Origin of the sequence: Streptomyces sp. NPDC005281 (assembly GCF_040607495.1) — a bacterium.
Lineage (GTDB): Bacteria > Actinomycetota > Actinomycetes > Streptomycetales > Streptomycetaceae > Streptomyces.
Genome location: NZ_JBEXGX010000010.1, coordinates 94,816 through 114,229 on the forward strand (window position 1 = coordinate 94,816; position 19,414 = coordinate 114,229).

General features: G+C 71.9%; 16 protein-coding genes. 10 read left to right on the forward strand and 6 right to left on the reverse strand.

What is annotated here, in order from left to right:
* The first annotated feature begins 190 nt into the window (after positions 1–190).
* From leuA to ABZV42_RS16225, 6 genes are all read left to right on the forward strand, one after another.
* A complete protein-coding gene (leuA, locus tag ABZV42_RS16200) occupies positions 191–1,942 on the forward strand; it encodes a 2-isopropylmalate synthase (RefSeq protein WP_355976458.1) in 1,752 nt (583 codons plus the stop codon).
* A 185-nt stretch (positions 1,943–2,127) separates the two neighbouring features.
* Positions 2,128–2,823, forward strand: coding sequence for a TerB family tellurite resistance protein (locus ABZV42_RS16205; RefSeq protein WP_355976456.1), 696 nt, complete (start codon positions 2,128–2,130; stop codon positions 2,821–2,823).
* A gap of 235 nt (positions 2,824–3,058) precedes the next feature.
* On the forward strand, positions 3,059–5,140 hold the full coding sequence (locus ABZV42_RS16210) for an MMPL family transporter (RefSeq protein WP_355976453.1): 2,082 nt from the start codon (positions 3,059–3,061) through the stop codon (positions 5,138–5,140).
* A 70-nt stretch (positions 5,141–5,210) separates the two neighbouring features.
* Entirely contained in the window at positions 5,211–6,656 is a 1,446-nt protein-coding gene (locus tag ABZV42_RS16215) for a histidine kinase (RefSeq protein ID WP_355976450.1), read from the forward strand.
* On the forward strand, positions 6,653–7,330 hold the full coding sequence (locus ABZV42_RS16220) for a response regulator transcription factor (RefSeq protein WP_355976447.1): 678 nt from the start codon (positions 6,653–6,655) through the stop codon (positions 7,328–7,330). The genes ABZV42_RS16215 and ABZV42_RS16220 overlap by 4 nt, the downstream gene beginning before the upstream one ends.
* A 145-nt stretch (positions 7,331–7,475) precedes the next feature.
* Positions 7,476–8,735, forward strand: coding sequence for a sialidase family protein (locus tag ABZV42_RS16225; protein ID WP_355976444.1), 1,260 nt, complete (start codon positions 7,476–7,478; stop codon positions 8,733–8,735).
* Here ABZV42_RS16225 and ABZV42_RS16230 read toward each other — a convergent pair.
* The 6 genes from ABZV42_RS16230 to ABZV42_RS16255 are packed head-to-tail and all read right to left on the reverse strand — an operon-like array spanning position 8,732 to position 15,508.
* Positions 8,732–9,667, reverse strand: coding sequence for a dihydrodipicolinate synthase family protein (locus ABZV42_RS16230; protein WP_356052286.1), 936 nt, complete (start codon positions 9,665–9,667; stop codon positions 8,732–8,734). The two genes, ABZV42_RS16225 and ABZV42_RS16230, sit on opposite strands and share 4 nt — an antisense overlap.
* Entirely contained in the window at positions 9,664–10,767 is a 1,104-nt protein-coding gene (locus ABZV42_RS16235; RefSeq protein ID WP_355976438.1) for an ABC transporter ATP-binding protein, read from the reverse strand. The genes ABZV42_RS16230 and ABZV42_RS16235 overlap by 4 nt, the downstream gene beginning before the upstream one ends.
* A complete protein-coding gene (locus ABZV42_RS16240) occupies positions 10,764–10,928 on the reverse strand; it encodes a hypothetical protein (RefSeq protein WP_356052288.1) in 165 nt (54 codons plus the stop codon). Before ABZV42_RS16240 ends, ABZV42_RS16235 begins: the two co-directional genes overlap by 4 nt.
* Positions 10,925–12,901, reverse strand: coding sequence for a dipeptide/oligopeptide/nickel ABC transporter permease/ATP-binding protein (locus ABZV42_RS16245; RefSeq protein WP_356052290.1), 1,977 nt, complete (start codon positions 12,899–12,901; stop codon positions 10,925–10,927). Before ABZV42_RS16245 ends, ABZV42_RS16240 begins: the two co-directional genes overlap by 4 nt.
* Positions 12,901–13,860 carry an ABC transporter permease gene (locus tag ABZV42_RS16250; RefSeq protein WP_355976432.1) on the reverse strand — a complete coding sequence of 320 codons (960 nt, stop codon included), beginning with the start codon at positions 13,858–13,860 and terminating at the stop codon, positions 12,901–12,903. Before ABZV42_RS16250 ends, ABZV42_RS16245 begins: the two co-directional genes overlap by 1 nt.
* Before the next feature lie 19 nt (positions 13,861–13,879).
* Positions 13,880–15,508 carry an ABC transporter substrate-binding protein gene (locus ABZV42_RS16255; RefSeq protein ID WP_356052292.1) on the reverse strand — a complete coding sequence of 543 codons (1,629 nt, stop codon included), beginning with the start codon at positions 15,506–15,508 and terminating at the stop codon, positions 13,880–13,882.
* A gap of 305 nt (positions 15,509–15,813) precedes the next feature.
* Between ABZV42_RS16255 and ABZV42_RS16260 the strand changes: the two genes are divergently transcribed.
* The 4 genes from ABZV42_RS16260 (at position 15,814) to ABZV42_RS16275 (ending at position 19,399) form a co-directional block, all read left to right on the forward strand.
* Complete coding sequence (locus ABZV42_RS16260) at positions 15,814–16,554, forward strand: FadR/GntR family transcriptional regulator (RefSeq protein WP_355976764.1); 741 nt, start codon at positions 15,814–15,816, stop codon at positions 16,552–16,554.
* A gap of 220 nt (positions 16,555–16,774) precedes the next feature.
* A complete protein-coding gene (locus tag ABZV42_RS16265; RefSeq protein WP_355976761.1) occupies positions 16,775–17,185 on the forward strand; it encodes a protein phosphatase in 411 nt (136 codons plus the stop codon).
* A gap of 133 nt (positions 17,186–17,318) precedes the next feature.
* On the forward strand, positions 17,319–18,716 hold the full coding sequence (locus ABZV42_RS16270) for a histidine kinase (protein WP_355976426.1): 1,398 nt from the start codon (positions 17,319–17,321) through the stop codon (positions 18,714–18,716).
* Positions 18,713–19,399 carry a response regulator transcription factor gene (locus ABZV42_RS16275; protein WP_356052295.1) on the forward strand — a complete coding sequence of 229 codons (687 nt, stop codon included), beginning with the start codon at positions 18,713–18,715 and terminating at the stop codon, positions 19,397–19,399. The genes ABZV42_RS16270 and ABZV42_RS16275 overlap by 4 nt, the downstream gene beginning before the upstream one ends.
* The last annotated feature ends 15 nt before the right edge of the window (positions 19,400–19,414 follow it).

The window sequence follows — 19,414 nt, forward strand, 5'->3', positions numbered from 1 at the left end:
CGATCCCGCATACTGATACGGCCCTCCGCACGCAGCGCGGCTCCGCTAGTCTGCTGAGCATCATGCGTTTCGGGCTGCTTCTCCTTAGCTGCCGCGGCGAGGGCCTGTAGTCGAGGCCGACCCCCTCCCCGCGGAGTCTGGCGTTGCGCCGTCGGCCGTCCTTTCGGACATCCTGAGGAGCCTACGCATCATGGCGAACAGCCACAGCAGCCAGCAGACCCGTGTGAACCGTCAGCAGCCCACGTCGATGCCGGTCCACAAGTACGGCCGCTACGAGCAGGTCGACATCTCCGACCGCGACTGGCCGAACAACCGGATCACCGTTGCCCCCCGCTGGCTCTCCACGGATCTGCGCGACGGCAACCAGGCACTGATCGACCCCATGTCGCCGGCGCGCAAGCGTGAGATGTTCGACCTGCTGGTGAAGCTGGGCTACAAGGAGATCGAGGTCGGCTTCCCGGCGTCGGGCCAGACGGACTTCGACTTCGTCCGCTCGATCATCGAGGACGAGACCGCGATCCCGGACGACGTCACGATCTCCGTACTGACCCAGGCCCGCGAGGACCTGATCGAGCGGACCGTCGAGTCGCTGAAGGGCGCCAGGCGCGCCAACGTGCACCTGTACAACGCCACCGCCCCGGTCTTCCGCCGTGTCGTCTTCCGCGGCTCCAAGGACGACATCAAGCAGATCGCCGTCGACGGCACGCGCCTGGTCGCCGAGTACGCGGAGAAACTGCTGGGCCCCGAGACCGAGTTCGGCTACCAGTACAGCCCCGAGATCTTCACCGACACCGAGCTGGACTTCGCGCTGGAGGTCTGCGAGGCGGTCATGGACGTCTGGCAGCCCGGTCCGGGCCGCGAGATCATCCTCAACCTGCCCGCCACGGTCGAGCGTTCGACCCCCTCCACGCACGCGGACCGCTTCGAGTGGATGGGCCGCCACCTGTCCCGCCGCGAGTACGTCTGCCTGTCGATCCACCCCCACAACGACCGCGGCACCGCCGTCGCCGCCGCCGAGCTGGCGCTGATGGCCGGCGCCGACCGTGTCGAGGGCTGTCTGTTCGGCCAGGGCGAGCGCACCGGCAACGTCGACCTGGTCACCCTGGGCATGAACCTGTTCTCCCAGGGCGTCGACCCGCAGATCGACTTCTCCGACATCGACGAGATCCGTCGTACGTGGGAGTACTGCAACCAGATGGAGGTCCACGCGCGCCACCCGTACGTGGGCGACCTGGTCTACACGTCCTTCTCCGGCTCCCACCAGGACGCCATCAAGAAGGGCTTCGACGCGATGGAGGCCGACGCGGCCGCCAGGGGCGTCACCGTCGACGACATCGAGTGGGCCGTCCCGTACCTGCCGATCGACCCCAAGGACGTCGGCCGCTCCTACGAGGCCGTCATCCGCGTCAACTCGCAGTCGGGCAAGGGCGGTATCGCGTACGTCCTGAAGAACGACCACAAGCTGGACCTGCCGCGCCGGATGCAGATCGAGTTCTCGAAGCTGATCCAGGCGAAGACCGACGCCGAGGGCGGCGAGGTCACGCCGAAGGACATCTGGGCGACCTTCCAGGACGAGTACCTGCCCAACCCCGAGAACCCGTGGGGCCGTATCCAGGTCAGGACCGGCCAGTCCACCACCGACAAGGACGGAGTGGACACGCTGACCGTCGAGGCCACCGTCGACGGCGTCGACACCGTGCTGATCGGTACCGGCAACGGTCCCATCTCCGCCTTCTTCGACGCCCTCCAGTCCATCGGCATCGACGTGCGCCTGCTGGACTACCAGGAGCACACGATGAGCGAGGGCGCCTCCGCTCAGGCCGCCTCGTACATCGAGTGCGCGATCGGCGACAAGGTCCTGTGGGGAATCGGCATCGACGCGAACACGACACGCGCTTCTCTGAAGGCCGTCGTCTCCGCCGTCAACCGCGCTGCCCGCTGACCTCGTTCACCTGGTTCTTTCCGGCCCCGTCCGCCTTTCGAGGCGGGCGGGGCCGGGTCGTATACCGGCCAATCCATGTGCAGGTCACAAGCAGGTCTCGTCCTAGGTACTGACTACACCTCACCGATGTGGCTAACATCACGCCAGCGCGGCGATGTTGCCGTGGCGTTACGGAGGTGTGCGACGTGCTGCCAGGATGGGGACGAAACGGTCGTGCAGTTCAGGTTCCCCGTATCCTGGGCACCCGTACGGCGTGGAGCACCGTCGGTGACGGGGAGTTCTTCTGCCCGGGCTGCGGAGGCGACCGCAACTACCAGCGGCTGACCGGCCGACGCCGCTTCACTCTTCTGGGTGTTCCGATCCTTCCGCGCGGGGAGACGGGGCCCGTCGTCGAATGCGCGGCCTGCCGGAGCCACTACGGCGCCGACGTCCTGGACCACCCCACCACCACCCGCTTCTCGGCGATGCTCCGCGACGCCGTCCACACCGTCGCCCTCGCCGTCCTCGCGGCGGGCGGCTGCTGCGCCCGCGCGTCCCTGGAGACCGCCGCCGCGACCGTCCGCTCGGCCGGGTTCGACGACTGCACCGAGGACCAGCTGGGCGCCCTCGTCGAGGCCCTCGCCGCCGACACGGGCCGCTTCCTGGGCGAGCCCTGCGGAGCGAGCCTGGCCATAGAGCTCCACGAGGCCCTGGACCCGCTGGCCCCGCACCTCGCCGCGACGGGCCGCGAGGCGATCCTCCTCCAGGGCGCCCGCATCGCCCTCGCCGACGGCCCGTACACCCCCGCCGAACGGGACGCCCTCGCCACCGTGGGCGCGGCCCTGACGATCTGCACGGACGACGTGACCCGCCTCCTGGCGACAGCCCGCACGCCCTCATAGCCCGACCTCGTCCTCCCTGCCCGCCTCAGTGCCGGGTGCCTGTACGGGGCCCCTGAGCGCGCCGCCGCACGCCTCCCGCCCGCCCAGCCGCCGTACTCCCCGGGGAGTAACGGCGGCCCCGGGACACCCCCCGCAGTACGGCCCGGCTCGATCCCGTGGGTGACGAAAGGCGGCCGGAGGCCCGGAAGTCTGGAACGCGTAAGTCAGACATCCGGACCGAAGGGAGGCCCTGTCCATGGGGGCCGGAGAGACAACTACGCGGTCGCGCCTGCGGGCCGTGCCGTGGGCGGTGCTCGCACTGTGGATCGGGCTGCTGGCCGTGGTCGGCCCGTTCGCGGCGAAGCTGTCGGACGTGCAGCACGACCGCGCCGTCGACTATCTGCCGTCGAGCGCCGACTCCACCCGGGTCGCGAAGATCGAGGACCGGCTGCCGGGCGGGGAGGCCACCGAGCTGGTGCTCGTCTACCACCGCGACGGGGGCCTGCGCCCGGCCGACCGGGCCACCGCGAACCGCCAGGTCGCCGCGATCACCCGGGCGAACCCGCTCACCGGTACCCCCCGGGCCGTGCCGTCCCCCGACGGCACCACCCTGATGTACCCCCTCGCGAGCACCGCGCCCGGCACCGACGAGAAGAAGCGCGACGCGTTCGTGAACGACGTCCGTGACACCGCCCGGGGAACGGACGGCCTGAGCGTCGTCGTCGGCGGTCCCGGCGCCCTGGCCACCGACGCGGGCGAGGTCTACAACTCCCTCGGCGGGCCCCTGCTCTACACCACCGTCGCCGTCGTCGCCCTCCTGCTGATCCTCATCTACCGCAGCCCACTGCTGTGGCTCGTCCCGCTCGCCGTCGCGGGCGTCGCCGACTATCTGTCGATGGGCGTCACCTACGGCCTGCACCAGGCGTTCGGCACGAGCGTCTCGGGCCAGAGCACGGGCGTGATGACGATCCTCGTCTTCGGCGCCGGAACCGACTACGCCCTGCTGATCATCTCCCGCTACCGGGAGGAACTGCGGCGCGTGGAGCGGCCCTACGACGCCATGAAGGAGGCCCTGCGCGGCTGCGGGCCCGCCGTGCTCGCCTCCTCCGGGACCGTCGCCGCCGGACTGCTCTGCCTGCTCGCCGCCGACCTCAACAGCAGCCGCGGCATGGGCCCGACCGGCACCGTCGGAGTGCTCTGCGCCCTCGTGGCGATGCTGACCCTGCTGCCCGCCGTGCTCGTCCTGCTCGGGCGACGGGTGTTCTGGCCGCTCGTCCCCGCCCACGGCAGCGAGCCCAGGCGGCGGCGGAGCCTGTTCGCCGCGATGGGGACCTCCGCCGGCCGCCGGCCGCTCGTCGTCCTCGCGAGCGGAGCCGCCCTCCTCGGGGCGCTCGCCCTCGGCACACTGAACCTGCCGGGACCGCTCAAGCAACAGGACTCCTTCGCCCACCGGCCCGACTCGGTCACCGCGATGGAGACACTCGCCCGCGCCTACCCCGGGCGGGGCACCCAGCCGATCACCGTGATCACCCCCACCGGACGGGCGGACGCGACGCTGGCCGCCGTACGCGGCCACACCGGGGTCGCGAGCGCCGGGCGCGGACGCAGCGGCGGGGGCTGGACGGAGCTCTCCGTCATCGCGCGCGGCGCCCCGCAGTCGGCGGCCGAGACCGCCACGATCAAGGCCCTGCGGGCGCACCTCCGCGGATCGTACGTCGGTGGCCCGAGCGCCCAGCAGATCGACCTCCAGGACACCGACGCCCGCGACCGGCTCGTCGTCGTCCCGATCGTCCTCGTCTCGGTACTGCTCATCCTGGTCCTGCTGCTGCGCTCCCTCGTCGCGCCGCTGCTGCTCGTCGCGGCCGTCATCGCGGTGTGGGGAGCGGCACTCGGCATCGGCGGTCTCGTCTTCGGCCCGCTGCTCGGGTTCGCGGGGACCGATCCCGGCCTCGGCCTGCTGTCCTTCGTGTTCCTCGTCGCCCTCGGCGTCGACTACGGGATCTTCCTCATGCACCGGATGCGGGAGGAATCCCTCTCCGGCGCCGAACCGGCCGCCGCCGCGCTGACCGCGCTGCGCACCACCGGGGGCGTGATCGCCTCGGCCGGTCTCGTCCTCGCGGCCACCTTCGCGGTGCTCACGAACATGGGGCTCCTCCAGCTCGTCGAGCTGGGCTTCGTCATCTCGGTCGGGGTGCTGCTCGACACCTTCCTCGTCCGTACGTACCTGGTGACCAGCGCGAGCGTGGCACTGGGACGCAAGGTGTGGTGGCCGGGCGGCCTCTCCCGCGAGCCGGACCCCGAGCCGGCCGGAGGACGGGAGCCCGTCCCCGTCGGCTGACCCGGCGTCGGACCATGGACATCGGGCGCCCCGTCTCCCGGCGGGGCGCCCTCTCACGGAAGATGAAGCGGTGGACGTCAAACGCATGCTGCACCTCACCGGCTTCGGACACCGGGGGAACGTCGACCCGGCGCGGGTCCTGCGCCAGGACGCGCTGCTCGCGGGCGTGCTGCTGATCATCGACATCGCCGTGGCGCTCACCCTGCACACCGAGAGCCGGCGCCCGGACGCGCTCGGCTGGACCCTGCTGATCGCCGCGCACATCACGGTGATCTGGCGGCGGCGCGCCCCGCTGACCGCGTTCCTCGCGCTCGTCGCGTGCGTCGGCCCGTACCACGCACTCAACTACGACCACAGCGCGCCGCTGCTCGTGTCCATGACCGCGCTGTTCACCGTCGCCGTCACGGGGCGCCCGCTGCGCTCCCTGGTCATCGGCACCGGGGTCATCGGCATCATGCTGGCGGTCAAGTTCGGGCAGGGCACCGCGGAGGGCACCCAGGCGCTGCGTGTCGCCGGCTGGATCGTCTCGTTCGTCGTCCTCGGCGTGTACGTCCGGGTGCACGGGCAGTACTTCGCCTCGGTCGTCGAACGGGCCGAGCGCGCCGAGCGCACCCGCGAGGAGGAGGCCCGCCGCAGGGTCGCCGAGGAGCGGCTGCGCATCGCCCGGGACCTGCACGACCTGCTCGCCCACAGCATCACCCTGATCGGGGTGCAGACCTCCGTCGCCGCCCACGTCCTGGCCGCCGATCCCGACCGCCTGGACCGTACGGCCGTCGCCAAGGCCCTCGACGACATCTCCGAGACCTGCCGGACCGCGCGCGGTGAACTGCGCACCACGCTGGAGGTGCTGCGCGAGAACGATCACCGCGGCGGCGACGGCCGGGGTCCGCTGCCCGGCCTCGACGGGCTGCCCGATCTGGTGGCGGCGGCTCGCGCGGCGGGCGCGAAGGTGGAGTCGCCGGCCGTGGTGGGGGCCGACGGTGTTCCCACCGCCGTAGGCGCCGCCGCCTATCGCATCGTCCAGGAGGCGCTGACCAACGCGGTACGGCACGCGGGCCCCGGGGCGAGCGTCCGGGTGGACCTGGCCACGGACGGCTGGGCCCTGCGTGTGCGGGTCACGGACGACGGCATCGGCGACGCGGGCGGCCCGCCCGGCTTCGGTCTGGTGGGCATGCGGGAGCGCGCTCGCAGCGTGGGCGGCACGCTGGAGACCGGGACACGGGAGGAGGGCGGATTCGCGGTGGTGGCGGTCCTGCCTCTGGGCACGACGGTGCCGGATCAGCGGCGGGAGCCGGAGCGGGGGGCGCCGGCGGACGGCCCGGACCCGTTCACGGCACCGGCCGCCTCCGGTCCCGTACGGGATCCCGGGGCGGCTCGTGACAGTGCTTCTTCCGTACCTGATGCCGGGGCGGCGCGTGACAGCGCTTGCGTACGGGGTCCCGGGGACGAGCCCGATCTTCTGGCCGGAGCCGATTCCGTGGCCGCGGTCGAGCCGGGACAGGGAGGGCCGCGATGACCATCCGGGTGGTCCTCGCCGACGACCAGAACCTCGTACGGGCCGCGTTCGCCATGCTCGTGGAGTCGGCGCGCGACATGGAGGTGGTCGGGCAGGCGGCCACCGGGCGGGAAGCCGTCGAGCTGGCCCGCGCCGGGCGCGCCGACCTGGTGGTGATGGACATCCGCATGCCCGACCTGGACGGCATCGAGGCGACCCGGCTCATCGCGGCCGACGAGGACCTCGCCGGGGTCAGGGTGCTCGTGCTCACGACGTACGACACCGACGAGCACATCGTGGAGGCGCTGCGCGCGGGCGCCTCCGGCTTCCTGGTGAAGGACACCCGGCCCGCCGAACTCCTCGACGCGATCCGCACGGTGGCCGCCGGGGACGCGCTGCTCTCGCCGGGCCCCACCGCCCGTCTGGTGGCCCGCTTCCTGCGCGGCCCGTCCGTTCCCGCACTCACGGCGGGCGGTCCCGAAGGACTCTCCGATCGTGAGCGCGAGGTGCTCACCCTGGTCGCGCGCGGCCTCAACAACACCGAGATCGCCGCCGCGTTGGGGCTCAGCCCGCTGACCGCGAAGACTCATGTCAGCCGCATCATGGGCAAGCTGGGCGCCCGCGACCGGACCCAGCTGGTCATCGTGGCGTACGAGTCGGGCCTGGTGACTCCCGGAGACATGGGCCCGGCCTGACCCGCCGGCCGCCCGAAACGCGGCCGGTGAAGACTGACGTCCCATCACCATGCCGTGGGAAAACGGGTATCGCTGCGGCACCCCGGGCACATTGGGTTCACCGGGACATCCCACGTCCCATGTCCGACGCAGTCCAGGGAGTGTCATGACCAGCATGAGCCGCATGCTCGCGTTCGCCGCCGCCACCGGACTCCTCACCGCCCTCGCCGCCACCGGCACCGCCTCGGCCGCGCCCCGGGGCGGCGGGGACTGCACCTCCTCGGTCCCGTACACCGCCGGCCGGGACGGCTACGACACCTACCGCATCCCGGCGACCGTCATGACCAGGGCCGGCACGCTGCTGGCCTTCGCCGAGGGGCGGCACAGCGGAGCGGGCGACACCGGGAACATCGACGTCGTCCTCAGACGCTCCTCCGACGGCGGCTGCACCTGGAGCCCGCTGCGGGTCGTCGCGTCCGGGGACGGCGACACCCGGGGCAACCCGGCGCCGGTGGTGGACCCTGGCACCGGCCGGATCGTCCTGCTCACGTCCTACAACAGCGGTGCGGTGACCGAGGCGCAGATCATGCGGGGCGAGGCCACGGCGGAGCAGAGCCGGCGCGTCTTCGTCCAGACCAGCCGTGACGACGGGCGGCACTTCACCGCGCCGCGGGACATCACGGACCAGGCGAAGCGGCCGGGCTGGCGCTGGTACGCCACCGGGCCCGGCCACGCGATCGCCCTGCGCCACGGACCGCACGCCGGACGCCTGGTCGTGCCCGCCAACCACTCCGCCGCCCCGCCCGCCGGGTCCTCCGACACCGGTCAGGAGCCCAGGTACTACGGAGCGCACGCGCTCTACAGCGACGACGGCGGGCGCACCTGGCGGCTCGGCTTCGTCGACGACACCTACGACGGACTCGACAACGCCAACGAGAGCTCGGTGGCCGAACTCCCCGATGGACGGCTCTACTTCACCTCGCGTGACCAGAACGGCACGAGCCCGGGCAACCGCCTCGACTCCTATTCGAGCGACGGCGCCGAAACCCTGGACCGCCCCTTCGCCGTCCAGCCCTCCCTGAACGACGTCCCCGTCGTCCAGGGCAGCGTCCTCCAGCTCACCGGCAGCTCCGCCCCGCTGCTCTTCTCCGGTCCCTCGGTCCCCACCGTCCGCCAGTCCATGTCCGTCTGGCGCAGTACGACCGGCGGCGCGGACTTCGTGAAGGCGGCCACCCTGTCCACGCGGCGGGCCGCCTACTCGGACCTCGTCCAGCTCGGCGCCTCCCGGGTCGGCATCCTCTACGAGACGGGTGACACGGGACCGTACGAGACCATCGAGTTCCGGCGGCTGCCGCTGAGCGGGCTGCTCGGACAGCCGTACCCGAGCGTCACCTCCGTACGTGCCCGAACGGCACCGACGACCTAGAGCAGTCCCGCCGAAGCCAGGTACTTGCCCACGTGCTCGACCTCGCCAGGCGACAGCGGCACCTGGGGTTCCGCCGTCGCGGCACAGTCGATGACGCCCCGCAGGTGCAGCGCGGCCTTGAAGGCGCCGAGCGCCGAGGAACTGCCGCCCATCCGGGCCGGGTCGCCCACGCCCACCAGGCCGAACAGCTCGCACAGCCGCTCCTGTTCGGCCCGGGCCCGCTCCAGGTCGCCCGCCGCGCACAGCTCGTACAGCCGTACGTAGCCGGCCGGGTCCACATTGGCCAGACCGGGGACCACGCCGTCCGCGCCGAGGGCCAGCGCCGAGTCGACGATCACCTCGGAGCCGGTGAGCACGCTGAAGCCGCCGGCTCCGGGGCGCGTACGGGCGCCGGTGACGACCGTACGGAAGGCGCCGAGGTCGCCGCTGGAGTCCTTGAGGCCGGCGAGGACACCGTCGGCGGCGAGTTCGAGGACGAGTTCGGGGCTCAGCTTGGTGTGGACGGAGGCCGGCAGGTCGTACGCGAACACGGGCAGCGCGGCGCGGGCGGCGACGACACGGAAGTGACGGGCGACTTCCGCGGGATGGGTGCGGGTGTAGAAGGGGGCCGTGACGACGACCGCGTCCGCGCCCGCGGCACGGGCGGTGTTCGCGTGCTCCAGGACGCGGGGCGTCGTCATGTCGATCGCCCCGGCCAGCACGGGAAGCTGACCGGCGACATGCGCCACCGCCGTCTCCACCACCAGCCGGCGCTGCGCGTCCGTCAGATAGGCCACCTCGGACGTCGAGCCGAGGACGAACAGTCCGTGCACCCTGGCGTCCACCAGATGGTCGATCAGCCGGGTGAGCGACGGGACGTCCACCTCGCGGTCCGGTGTCAGGGGCGTGCAGACGGGCGGTACGACACCGGTCAGCGGGGCGGGGAAGGTCATGAAGGCTCCCGGATGTGCTGCTGGGGCGGAACGTCGGCCGGGGTGGCGGCCTCGGCGGCGGACTCGGCCTGCGCGACGAGGGTGCGCGTCGACCGGCCCTCCTCCACAGGATGGTGGCACCGGAAGCGGTGGCCGGGGGCCGACGCGGCCGTGAAGTCCGGCATCCGGGTCGCGCATTCCCCGTCCGCCCGCCAGCACCGGGTGCGGAAGGGGCAGCCGCTCGGCGGGTGGGTCGCCGAGGGGACGGGACCGGTGAGCGGGATCGGCTCGATCGGATCGAGCAGGCCCGGGGTCGCCGAGAACAGCGCCCGGGTGTACGGGTGCCGGGAGCGGTCGGTGACCTCGCCGGCCGGTGACTCCTCCACGATCCGGCCGAGATACATCGTGATCACCCGGTCGCTCATCCGGCGCACCGTCTGGATGTCGTGGGACACGAACACCAGGGCCAGACCGAGGCGTTCCTTCAGATCGAGGAGAAGATTGAGGATCTGCGCCCGCACCGACACGTCCAGCGCGCTCGTCGGCTCGTCCGCCACCACGAGCCCGGGGTCCAGGGCCAGGGCGCGGGCGATCGCCACCCGCTGGCGCTGACCGCCGGAGAGCTGCCCGGGCAGCGCGTCCGCGAGGGCCCGGGGCAGACCGACCAGGGCCATCAACTCCCTTACCCGGTCGTCTCGTGCCGCCGTCGTTCCGCGCCGGTGGACATCCAGCGGATCGCGCAGGATCCGCCGCACGGGCAGCCGGCGGTTCAGGGCCGTCGACGGGTCCTGGAAGATCATGCCCGTGCCCGCGCCGACGGCCGTGCGCCGCTCGTCCGGCTTCAGTGACCACAGGTCGCGGCCGCCGAAGACCACCGTGCCCGACGTCGGCCGCTGCACCCCCACCAGCACCTTCGCGAGCGTCGACTTGCCGCAGCCGGACTCGCCGACGACACCGATCGTCTCGCCGGGCGCGACGGCGAGATCGGCGCCGGTCAGGGCGTACACCCGGTCCCGGGTGAACACACCGCCGCTGCGCGCCTTGTGGACGACATGCGCGTCGGTGAGCCGGACGAGCGCGTCCGTCGGGAGGGCCCCGGCCTCCGGCGGCTGCCCGGTCATACGGCGGCCCCGGACGCCTCAGTGGCCATGGATCCCCCGGACGCCTCAGGAGCCTCGGGCGCCTCGGACGCCTCAGGAGCCTCGGGCGCCTCGGGCGCCTCAGGAGCCTCGGACGCCTTGGGCGCCTCGGGCGCCTTGTGTGCCTCGCGCGCGATCCTCACGTCACGGCCTCGCTCTCCGTGGTCACCAGGTCGACGGCCGGGTGATGGCAGGCCGCCGTGTGCGTGTGCGGGCCGATGAGGTCCGGTGCCGTCGTCCGGCAGACCTCGTCCGCCAGCGGACACCGGTCGGCGAACCGGCAGCCGGCCGGGAAGTCGGCGGGGGAGGGGACGACCCCCCTGATCTGCGTCATGCGCTCCGCCGCCGACTCCAGGGACAGGACGCTGCCCAGCAGTCCGCGCGTGTAGTGGTGGGCCGGGAATTCCACCAGGTCCGCCGTCACCCCCGTCTCGACGATCTGGCCGCCGTACATCACGACCACCCGGTCGGTGACCGCCGAGATCAGCGCCAGGTCGTGCGAGACGAGGACCAGGGCGAAGTCCAGTTCCGCCCGCAGCCGCAGCAGCAGTTCCATGACCTGCGCCTGGACCGTCACGTCCAGGGCCGTGGTCGGTTCGTCCGCGACGATCAGCGCGGGCTCGCGGGACAGCGCCATCGCGATCAGGACACGCTGGCGCTGCCCCCCGGAGAGCTCGTGGGGGTAACTGCGCAGGGTGCGCTCGGGATCGAGGCCCACCAGGGCGAGGAGCTCGGCCGCGGTGCGCCTGCCGCCCCGCCGTATCACCTGCTTCAGCTGCGCCTTGATCGTCATCGCCGGATTCAGGGACGACAGCGCGTCCTGGTAGACCATCGCCATCTCGTGGCCCAGCAGCCGGCGCCGCACGCGCATCGGCTCGCCCACCAACTGCCGCTGCCGGAAACGGACCTGGCCGCGCACGCGGGCGCCCTTCGGCTCCAGGCCCATCACGGCCAGGGCCGTCAGCGACTTCCCGCAGCCCGACTCGCCCACCAGGCCCAGGACTTCGCCGGGATACACCTCGAAGCTGATGCCGTCGACGATGTCCACTCCGCCGTGCCGGTCGTCGAAGCCGATGGCCAGACGCTCGACGGCGAGAACGGGCTGCCCGCCCGTGACCGGCGGACGGGCCCGCGCCCGCAGCCGGGCCGCGGCCCGCGCCAGACCGGGCAGCTCGACGACCGTGCCGCTGCCCGGCTCCGGGGCTTCGAGCCGGTCCTCGGCGGGAGGCACGGACACCTCCCGGCCGGCCGGCGCCGCCCACGCGTCGGAGACCCCCTCGGAGAGGATGTTCAGCGACAGGACGGTGACCAGCATCAGCAGGCCGGGGAAGACCGTGGCCCACCAGCCGCCGGTCAGGACCATGTTCTTGCCGTCGGCGATGACACTGCCCCAGGACGGGTCCGGGGGCCGTACGCCCGCGCCGATGAAGGACAGCGAGGCCTCGAACACGATCGCCTCGGCGACCTGCACGGTGCAGAACACCAGGACCGGAGCGGCGCAGTTGACGGCCACGTGCCGCAGCACGATGTGCGGGGTGCGGGCGCCGATCACCTGCTCGGCCGTGACGTAGTCCTCGCCGTACTGGTCGAGGACGTTCGCCCGTACGACCCGGGCGACGGGCGGGGTGAACAGGAACGCGATCGCGCAGATCAGTACGGTGATGCCGCCGCCGAACACGGCGACGAGCACGGCGGCGAGCGCGATCCCGGGGAACGCCATCACGACATCCAGGCAGCGCATCAGCGTCTCGTCGACCGCCTTGCGCGAGGTCGCGGCGAGCGCGCCGAGCAGCGCACCCACGACCAGGGCGAGCGCGGTGGCGCCGAGACCGATCGCCAGGGACCAGCGAGCCCCGTACATCAGCCGGCTGAGGATGTCCCGGCCGAGGCTGTCCTGCCCCATCCAGTGGGCGGCCGAGGGATGCCCGGTGCCGTCCGTCTGCGGCTGCTGGTCGAGCGGGTCGTGCGGCGCGAGCAGGGGGGCGAACAGCGCCACCACGAGGACCACGGCCAGGAAACAGACCGCGACCTTCGACAGCGGCGGCAGTCTGCGCAGGCCGCGCAGCCGGACACCGGGCCGGGCGAGGGCGAGGGCCAGTTCCTTCCGTGTGAACATCAGGAGGCTTCCCTCAGTCGTGGGTTGACCAGCAGATACAGAATGTCGATGACGAGGTTCACGACCACGAAGCCGATGGCCGTGGTCAGGACGACGCCCTGGACGACTGCGGGGTCCCCGTTCTGCACGGCGTCGATCATCAGCTTGCCCATGCCGGGCAGCGAGAAGATCGTCTCGATGACGACCGCGCCGCCCAGCAGATAGCCCACCCGCAGGCCCAGCACGGTCAGCGGATTCATCAGGGCGTTGCGCAGGACGTTGCGGCCGACGACCACCCGGGGCGGCAGCCCGCTGCCGATCGCGGTGCGCACGTAGTCCTTGTCGAGTTCCTCGACCACGGAGGTCCGGACGATCCGGGTGAGCTGGGCCGCGACCGGCAGGGAGAGCGCGAGCGCGGGCAGCGCCATGGTCCTCAGCCAGCCGGACAGCGAGTCGGCCGGGTTGATGTAGCCGCCGGTCGGGAACCAGCCCTGGTCGACGGCGAGGTACTGGATCATGAGCAGGGCCAGCCAGAAGCCCGGTGCGGCGACACCGGTCAGGGACACCACCCGGATGATCTGGTCGGGCAGCCGGTCGCGGTGGATCGCGGCCGTGACCCCGCCGAGCAGCGCCAGCACCACCGCGATGCCGAGCCCCAGGAAGGTGAGCTGGAGGGTGAGCGGCAGCGCGGTGGTGACCTGTTCGGCGACCGGCGCCCGGGTCAGCGCGCTGGTGCCCATGTCGCCGTGCAGCAGGTCGGATACGAAGTCGAAGTAGCGCACGGGCAGCGGATCGAGCAGTCCGTTCTGCTCCCTGAAGTCGTGGAGCTGCCGCGGGGTCGGGTTGGCGCCCTGGAAGAACGCGGACGCCGGGTCGACGTCCGAGAACCGCATCACCAGGAACACGAACAGGACGATCCCGAGCATCAGCGGTACGAGCAGCGCCAGACGGCGCAGCAGGATCCTGACGATGGCGACCACGTACGAACTCTCCTGTCGCCTATGCCCACTTGGCTTGCAGCAGGTTGATGCCCGGGTAGGGCTGGGGCCTTATCCCGGCGAGCCGGCGCGGATTCCACGCCGTCATCAGCTCGTTGTGCACGACCGGGTAGAGCACGGCCTGCTCGGCGACGACGTCGATGTAGTCCTGGATCATCGCCTTCTTCCTGGCGGCGTCCGGTTCCCGCGTCGCCCGGTCCATGTCCTTGAAGAGCTGCCTGGCGACCGGGTCGCCGGCCCAGCGGGCGTAGCCCATCCAGAGGTTCTGGGGGCCGTAGTTGTAGTGCATGATCAGGTCGGCGTCGAGGCCGAACTGGTTGGGGTTCGAGGCGGCGGCCACGACCTGGTAGTCCTGCTTCTGGTCCATCTTGGTGAACACGGCCGTGGTCTCCTGCGGGGCCAGCGTCGTCCGCACGCCGATCGCGTCCCAGGACGCCTTGATGGTCGGTAGACAGTCGACGATCCAGCTGACGTTCACCGACAGGATCTCGATCTTCAGCCCCTCGACCCGGGCCGCCTTCAGGAGCTTCTTCGCCTTCTCGGGGTCGTAGGAGTAGACGGTCTTCGCGGGCCGGTAGGAGGGGTTGGCCTCGTTGAGGAAGGAACTCGACGGTTTCCCGTGCCCCCTGAGGGCGGCCTCGACCATCTTGCCGGTGTCGATGGCGTAGTGCAGCGCCTGGCGCACGCGCACGTCGTCGAACGGCTTGTGCCGGGTGTTGAACATCAGGAACAGGTTGTTCATGCCCGCGCCGCCCTGGACGGTCATACCGCCCTTGCGGAGCTGCGCGATGTTGGCGTACGGGATGTTGTCGGCGATCTGGGCGCCCGCGCTCGCCCCGGAGATCTTCGCGACGCGGGGAGCGGCGTCCACTATGGTCAGCCAGTTCATCTTCTTGAAGGCGGGCCTGCGCGGCCCGTTGTAGGCGGCGAACGCCTCGAACGTGGTGTTGGACTTCGGGTGGTGCGCGGTCTGCCGGTACGGCCCCGAGCCGATCGCCTTGCCCTTGATCGCGTCGTCCCAGGCACCCGGCTGCGAGAAGACGTGCTTGGGCATGATCTTCGCCAGCGTGAGCCGCGAGATCCCCTCGGGGAAGGGGAACTTGAGGACCAGCTCGACGTTCTGCGCGTCGATTCTCCGGACCTCCTTCAGCCAGCTCGCGAAGAAGCCCTTGGCCAGGGTCTGGGTCTTCGGGTCGAGTATCCGGTCGAAGACGAAGACCACGTCGTCGGCCGTGACCGGCTTCCCGTCGTGGAAGGTGGCTCCCGCCCGCAGTGTGAACCTCCAGGACGTCCCGGTGAGGTCGGCGGGCACCTGGGTGGCGAGCGCCGCGTAGGGCTCACGGGAGATCGGGTCGGTGTCGAGCAGGCCTTCGTAGACATGGTTGTTGGCGGCCATGCAGAAGGCGGACGCGGTCTGCGTCGGATCCCAGCTGCCGTCGTTCCCGTAGCCGATCACGGCCGTCAGCGTGGCGTTCTGCCCGCCGCCCGAACCGCCGGTGTCGTTCGTCGACTCCGGTCCGGACGAGCAGGCGCCGAGCGTCGAGGAGAGGGCGGCGGCCGCGCCCAGGGCCCCGGTGTACTTCAGGAACGACCGGCGGTGCGGCGCCGGAGTGTCGGTCACGTCGCGCACGGTTCCTCCAGCAAGGAGTGGTCCAGCAGGGAGTGGTCCGGTTGAACGGTCCGGTGAGGTGGTGGAGCGGTCGGTGTCGTCCGGTGGAGCGGTCGGTGCGATGGCCCGGGAGCAGGAGATACGACGTCCTACGTCATTGGGGGCAGCGCGACCATAAAAGGGGGCGCGGAGAGGGTCAAGGGCCCGCACACGAATGGCGTATCTTCCACAGGCACGACCAATGGCGGTATGAAACAGGGACAGTTGGCCGAACTTGGCGTTTAATCAGCCCGGAGGTGGGACGTCCGATGTCCAGCGAGCGTACGATGCGGCGCATGCCTGAGGAGACCGGGAACCGGCGCCGGCCCGAGCGCCGGGTGAGCAGCCAGATCCAGCGCGAGGTCATGCAGCTGATCCTCGACCAGGGCCTTCCGGCCGGTGCGCCGCTGCCCACCGAGACCGAGTTGATGAACAATCTCGGGGTGAGCCGCAATTCGGTCAGGGAGGCGCTCAAGGCCCTCCAGGCCCTCGACATAGTCGAGATCCGGCACGGCTACGGCACCTATGTGGGTGAGGCGTCCATGTCGCCGTTCGTCGACGGACTGACCTTCCGCACACTCGCCCGTCCGGACGATCCGACCGCGGCGCTGGCCGAGATCCTCCAGGTCCGCGAGGTGCTGGAGGAGGGCCTGATAAGCCGGGTGGCCCAGGTGCTGACCGAGGAGGAGCTGGACCGGCTCGAAGCCGTCGTCACGGAGATGGAGACGGCGGGCGACGACGGCCGCTCGTTCCCCGAACTCGACAGCCGGTTCCACGAGTTGCTCTACGCCTCGCTCGGCAACCCGCTCGTTCCCCAGCTGCTCGGCGCGTTCTGGACCGTTTTCCGGCGGGTCGCCGTGGTGCGCGGCTGGACCGACGACATCACCCCGGAGGTGACGGCCCGCCGCCACCGCGACATCCTCACCGCCCTGCGGGTCCGGGACGTGGAGGGCGCCCAGCGCGCCATGGCCGACCACTTCCGGGGCATCGAGACGCGTGCCGCCCAGGGCTCCCGCGGAGTGAGCTGAACGAGGGCCCGGTCACCGGCTCCGCAACCCCGGTCACCGGCTCCGCACACCGCCCTAGGCTGGTGCCGTGGCCGAAAGCGAACCCAGGACTGAACCCAGAAGCGAACCCAGAACCGAAGCCAGGACCGAAGCCGCACCCGACGCACACACCCACGCGCACACCGACGCGCGGCCCGGAACCGGCGCCGACGGCGGTACCTGGGACGCGGACGGCGCCGGGGTGGTGTCGCTGCCCTCCGGCCGGCTGATCCGGGGCCGGGCACTGCGCAGGCCGCTTCCGGCCGGCGGAGGCCCCGAGCCCGCGTACGCCGTGTATCTGCTCGGCAAGGAACCGCCCCCGGTCCGCTGGGAGGCCCACTGGCTGCGCTGGCCGGACTTCCGGCTTCCGGCCGACCGGGCGAAGGCCCGCGCGGTGCTCATGGAGGCCTGGCGCAGAGCCGCAGGCGAACGTGTCGAGATCGCCTGCTACGGCGGCCGGGGCCGCACCGGCACCGCCCTGGCCTGCGTCGCCGTCCTGGACGGCGTACCGCCCAAGGACGCGGTGGCATACGTACGCCGGCACTACGACCGGCACGCGGTGGAGACACCGTGGCAGCGCGCGTACGTACGCCGCTTCGGCGAGCGGGGTTGATCCGGGCGGCCGCCCCGGCCCTGAACGGCCCTCGCGGGCAGGCGGGGCGGCGGGGCGTGCCGGAGCGGTGTCGACCCCGGTTGTACGTCCCCGGTCCGATGTCCGCGCCGCACCGCCTGCCTACGATCGGCGCATGCATGTCACGCCGTCGATTCCCCCGCTCAAGCGTGTCCCGCCCGGCGTCTGGGTGGCGCTGGCCTGGTCCGCGAGCACCGTGTTCACCTACCTCGCGCGGATCCGGCTGCCCGGGGAGGAGGCGGCCAACGAGATGGCCGCCGTCCAGTTCTACCGCTGGGACGGCCTGCTGTTCCTCGCGGTGGCCTGTGCCCTGGCCCTGGCCGGCAGCCTACGGCTCGGGCGGCAGCCCCTGACCGCGTTGACCCTGCTGCTCGCGGCGGCTGCCGCGCTCACCACCAACCTCGCCGTGGGCGCGATCCAGCTCGCCCAGTACCTGGCCGTCGACGTCGCCCTCTACTTCATCGCGGCCTCCCGCTCCCGCCGGACCGGAGTCACCGCGCTCACCATGGCGCTCGCCCTCCTGGTGGTCTGGCTGTCGGTGAGAGTGCTGTGCGGATGGGACGTCGGCACACTCGTCGAACTGACCGTGGCCCTGACCGTCTTCGTCTCCTGGCTGCTCGGCGACGCCACCCACCGCAACCGCGTCCACGCCGAGCAACTGCGGGCCCGGGCCGCGGGCCAGGCCGTCACCGACGAACGCCTGCGCATCGCCCGCGAGATGCACGACATGGTCGCCCACAGCATCGGCATCATCGCCCTCCAGGCGGGCGCGGCGGCCCGGGTCGTGCGCACCCAGCCGGACGCCGCCCGCGAGGCGATGACGGCGGTCGAGACCGCCGGCCGCGAGACCCTCGCCGGGCTGCGCCGCATGCTCGTCGCGCTGCGAGAGGCGGACCACGGGGACACGGCGGGCCGGACGGACCGGGGCGAGCGGTCCCGTTCGTCAGGAGGGCCGGGCGGCGGAACCTCCGACACCCCGGACGGGCCGGGCGGGCGCGGCGAGTCCGACCCGCCGAGCCCGGCCCGTGCGGACGGCCCCCGAGCGGCGGACCTTTCCGAGGCCTCGGCCGACGACCGCTCCGGCAGCGCGCGGGACGTGACACCGAACCCCGCCGAGGGGCTGGCCGACCTCGACCGGCTGGCCGCCGCGGCGACCGCGGCCGGGGTCCGCGTGGACATCCACTGGACCGGCGAGCGGCGCCAACTCCCTCCGGAGATAGACCTGTCCGCGTTCCGGATCGTCCAGGAGTCCATCACCAACGTCATACGTCACGCGGCGACGGCCGTGTGCCGGGTGAGAGTCGACCACCGTGACACGGAGGTCGCGGTGGAGATCACCGACGACGGCCGGGGCAGGGGCAGCACCACCGACACGGGGTTCGGTCTCATCGGCATGCGCGAGCGGGCCGCCCTGCTGCACGGCGAGTTCACCGCGGGCCCGCGTCCCGAGGGCGGATTCCGGGTGAGCGCCCGCCTCCCGATCCCGGCCACGGGCCAGGCGGGCGTCCGATGACGGTGCGGGTCGTCCTCGCCGACGACCAGCAACTCATCCGCACCGCCCTGCGCATGGTCATCGCCGACATCGAGGACATCGAGGTGGTGGGGGAGGCCGAGAACGGCGAGCAGGCGGTGGCGCTCGCCGGGGAACTGCGCCCCGATGTCGTCGTCATGGACATCCGCATGCCCGGTATGAACGGCATCGAGGCGACGCGCCGGATCACGTCGGAGGCCGCCGGACCCGCGGACCCCACGAGGATCGTCGTCCTCACCACCTTCGACGACGACGACTACGTGTACGGGGCGCTGCGGGCCGACGCGTCCGGATTCCTGGTCAAGGACATGGGTCTGGACGACATCATCGCGGCGGTTCGCGTGGTGGCGGCCGGGGACGCCCTCATCGCCCCCGGCGTCACCCGCCGGCTCATCCAGGACTTCACCGCGGCCCGTCCCGAACTGGCCCGTGGGAGCGCCGAGCTGAAGGGTGTCACCGAGCGTGAGCGCGAGGTTCTGACGCTGGTCGGCAGCGGGCTGTCCAACACGGAGATCGCCGCGCGGCTCTTCATCAGCGTGGCCACGGCGAAGACGTATCTCACCCGCCTGCTGTCGAAACTGGACGCCCGGGACCGCGTCCACCTGGTGATCATCGCGTACGAGGCGGGGCTGGTGTCCGTGAACCGGCCGACTCGGACCCCCTGAGCCCCGGCCGGTCGT

Excerpts from the sequence above, each read along its gene's own strand:
- leuA (WP_355976458.1), top strand. The coding sequence starts at position 191 with ATGGCGAACAGCCACAGCAGCCAGCAGACCCGTGTGAACCGTCAGCAG.
- ABZV42_RS16210 (WP_355976453.1), top strand. The coding sequence starts at position 3,059 with ATGGGGGCCGGAGAGACAACTACGCGGTCGCGCCTGCGGGCCGTGCCG.
- ABZV42_RS16220 (WP_355976447.1), top strand. The coding sequence starts at position 6,653 with ATGACCATCCGGGTGGTCCTCGCCGACGACCAGAACCTCGTACGGGCC.
- ABZV42_RS16225 (WP_355976444.1), top strand. The coding sequence starts at position 7,476 with ATGACCAGCATGAGCCGCATGCTCGCGTTCGCCGCCGCCACCGGACTC.
- ABZV42_RS16230 (WP_356052286.1), bottom strand. The coding sequence starts at position 9,667 with ATGACCTTCCCCGCCCCGCTGACCGGTGTCGTACCGCCCGTCTGCACG.
- ABZV42_RS16235 (WP_355976438.1), bottom strand. The coding sequence starts at position 10,767 with ATGACCGGGCAGCCGCCGGAGGCCGGGGCCCTCCCGACGGACGCGCTC.
- ABZV42_RS16245 (WP_356052290.1), bottom strand. The coding sequence starts at position 12,901 with ATGTTCACACGGAAGGAACTGGCCCTCGCCCTCGCCCGGCCCGGTGTC.
- ABZV42_RS16260 (WP_355976764.1), top strand. The coding sequence starts at position 15,814 with ATGCGGCGCATGCCTGAGGAGACCGGGAACCGGCGCCGGCCCGAGCGC.
- ABZV42_RS16270 (WP_355976426.1), top strand. The coding sequence starts at position 17,319 with ATGCATGTCACGCCGTCGATTCCCCCGCTCAAGCGTGTCCCGCCCGGC.
- ABZV42_RS16275 (WP_356052295.1), top strand. The coding sequence starts at position 18,713 with ATGACGGTGCGGGTCGTCCTCGCCGACGACCAGCAACTCATCCGCACC.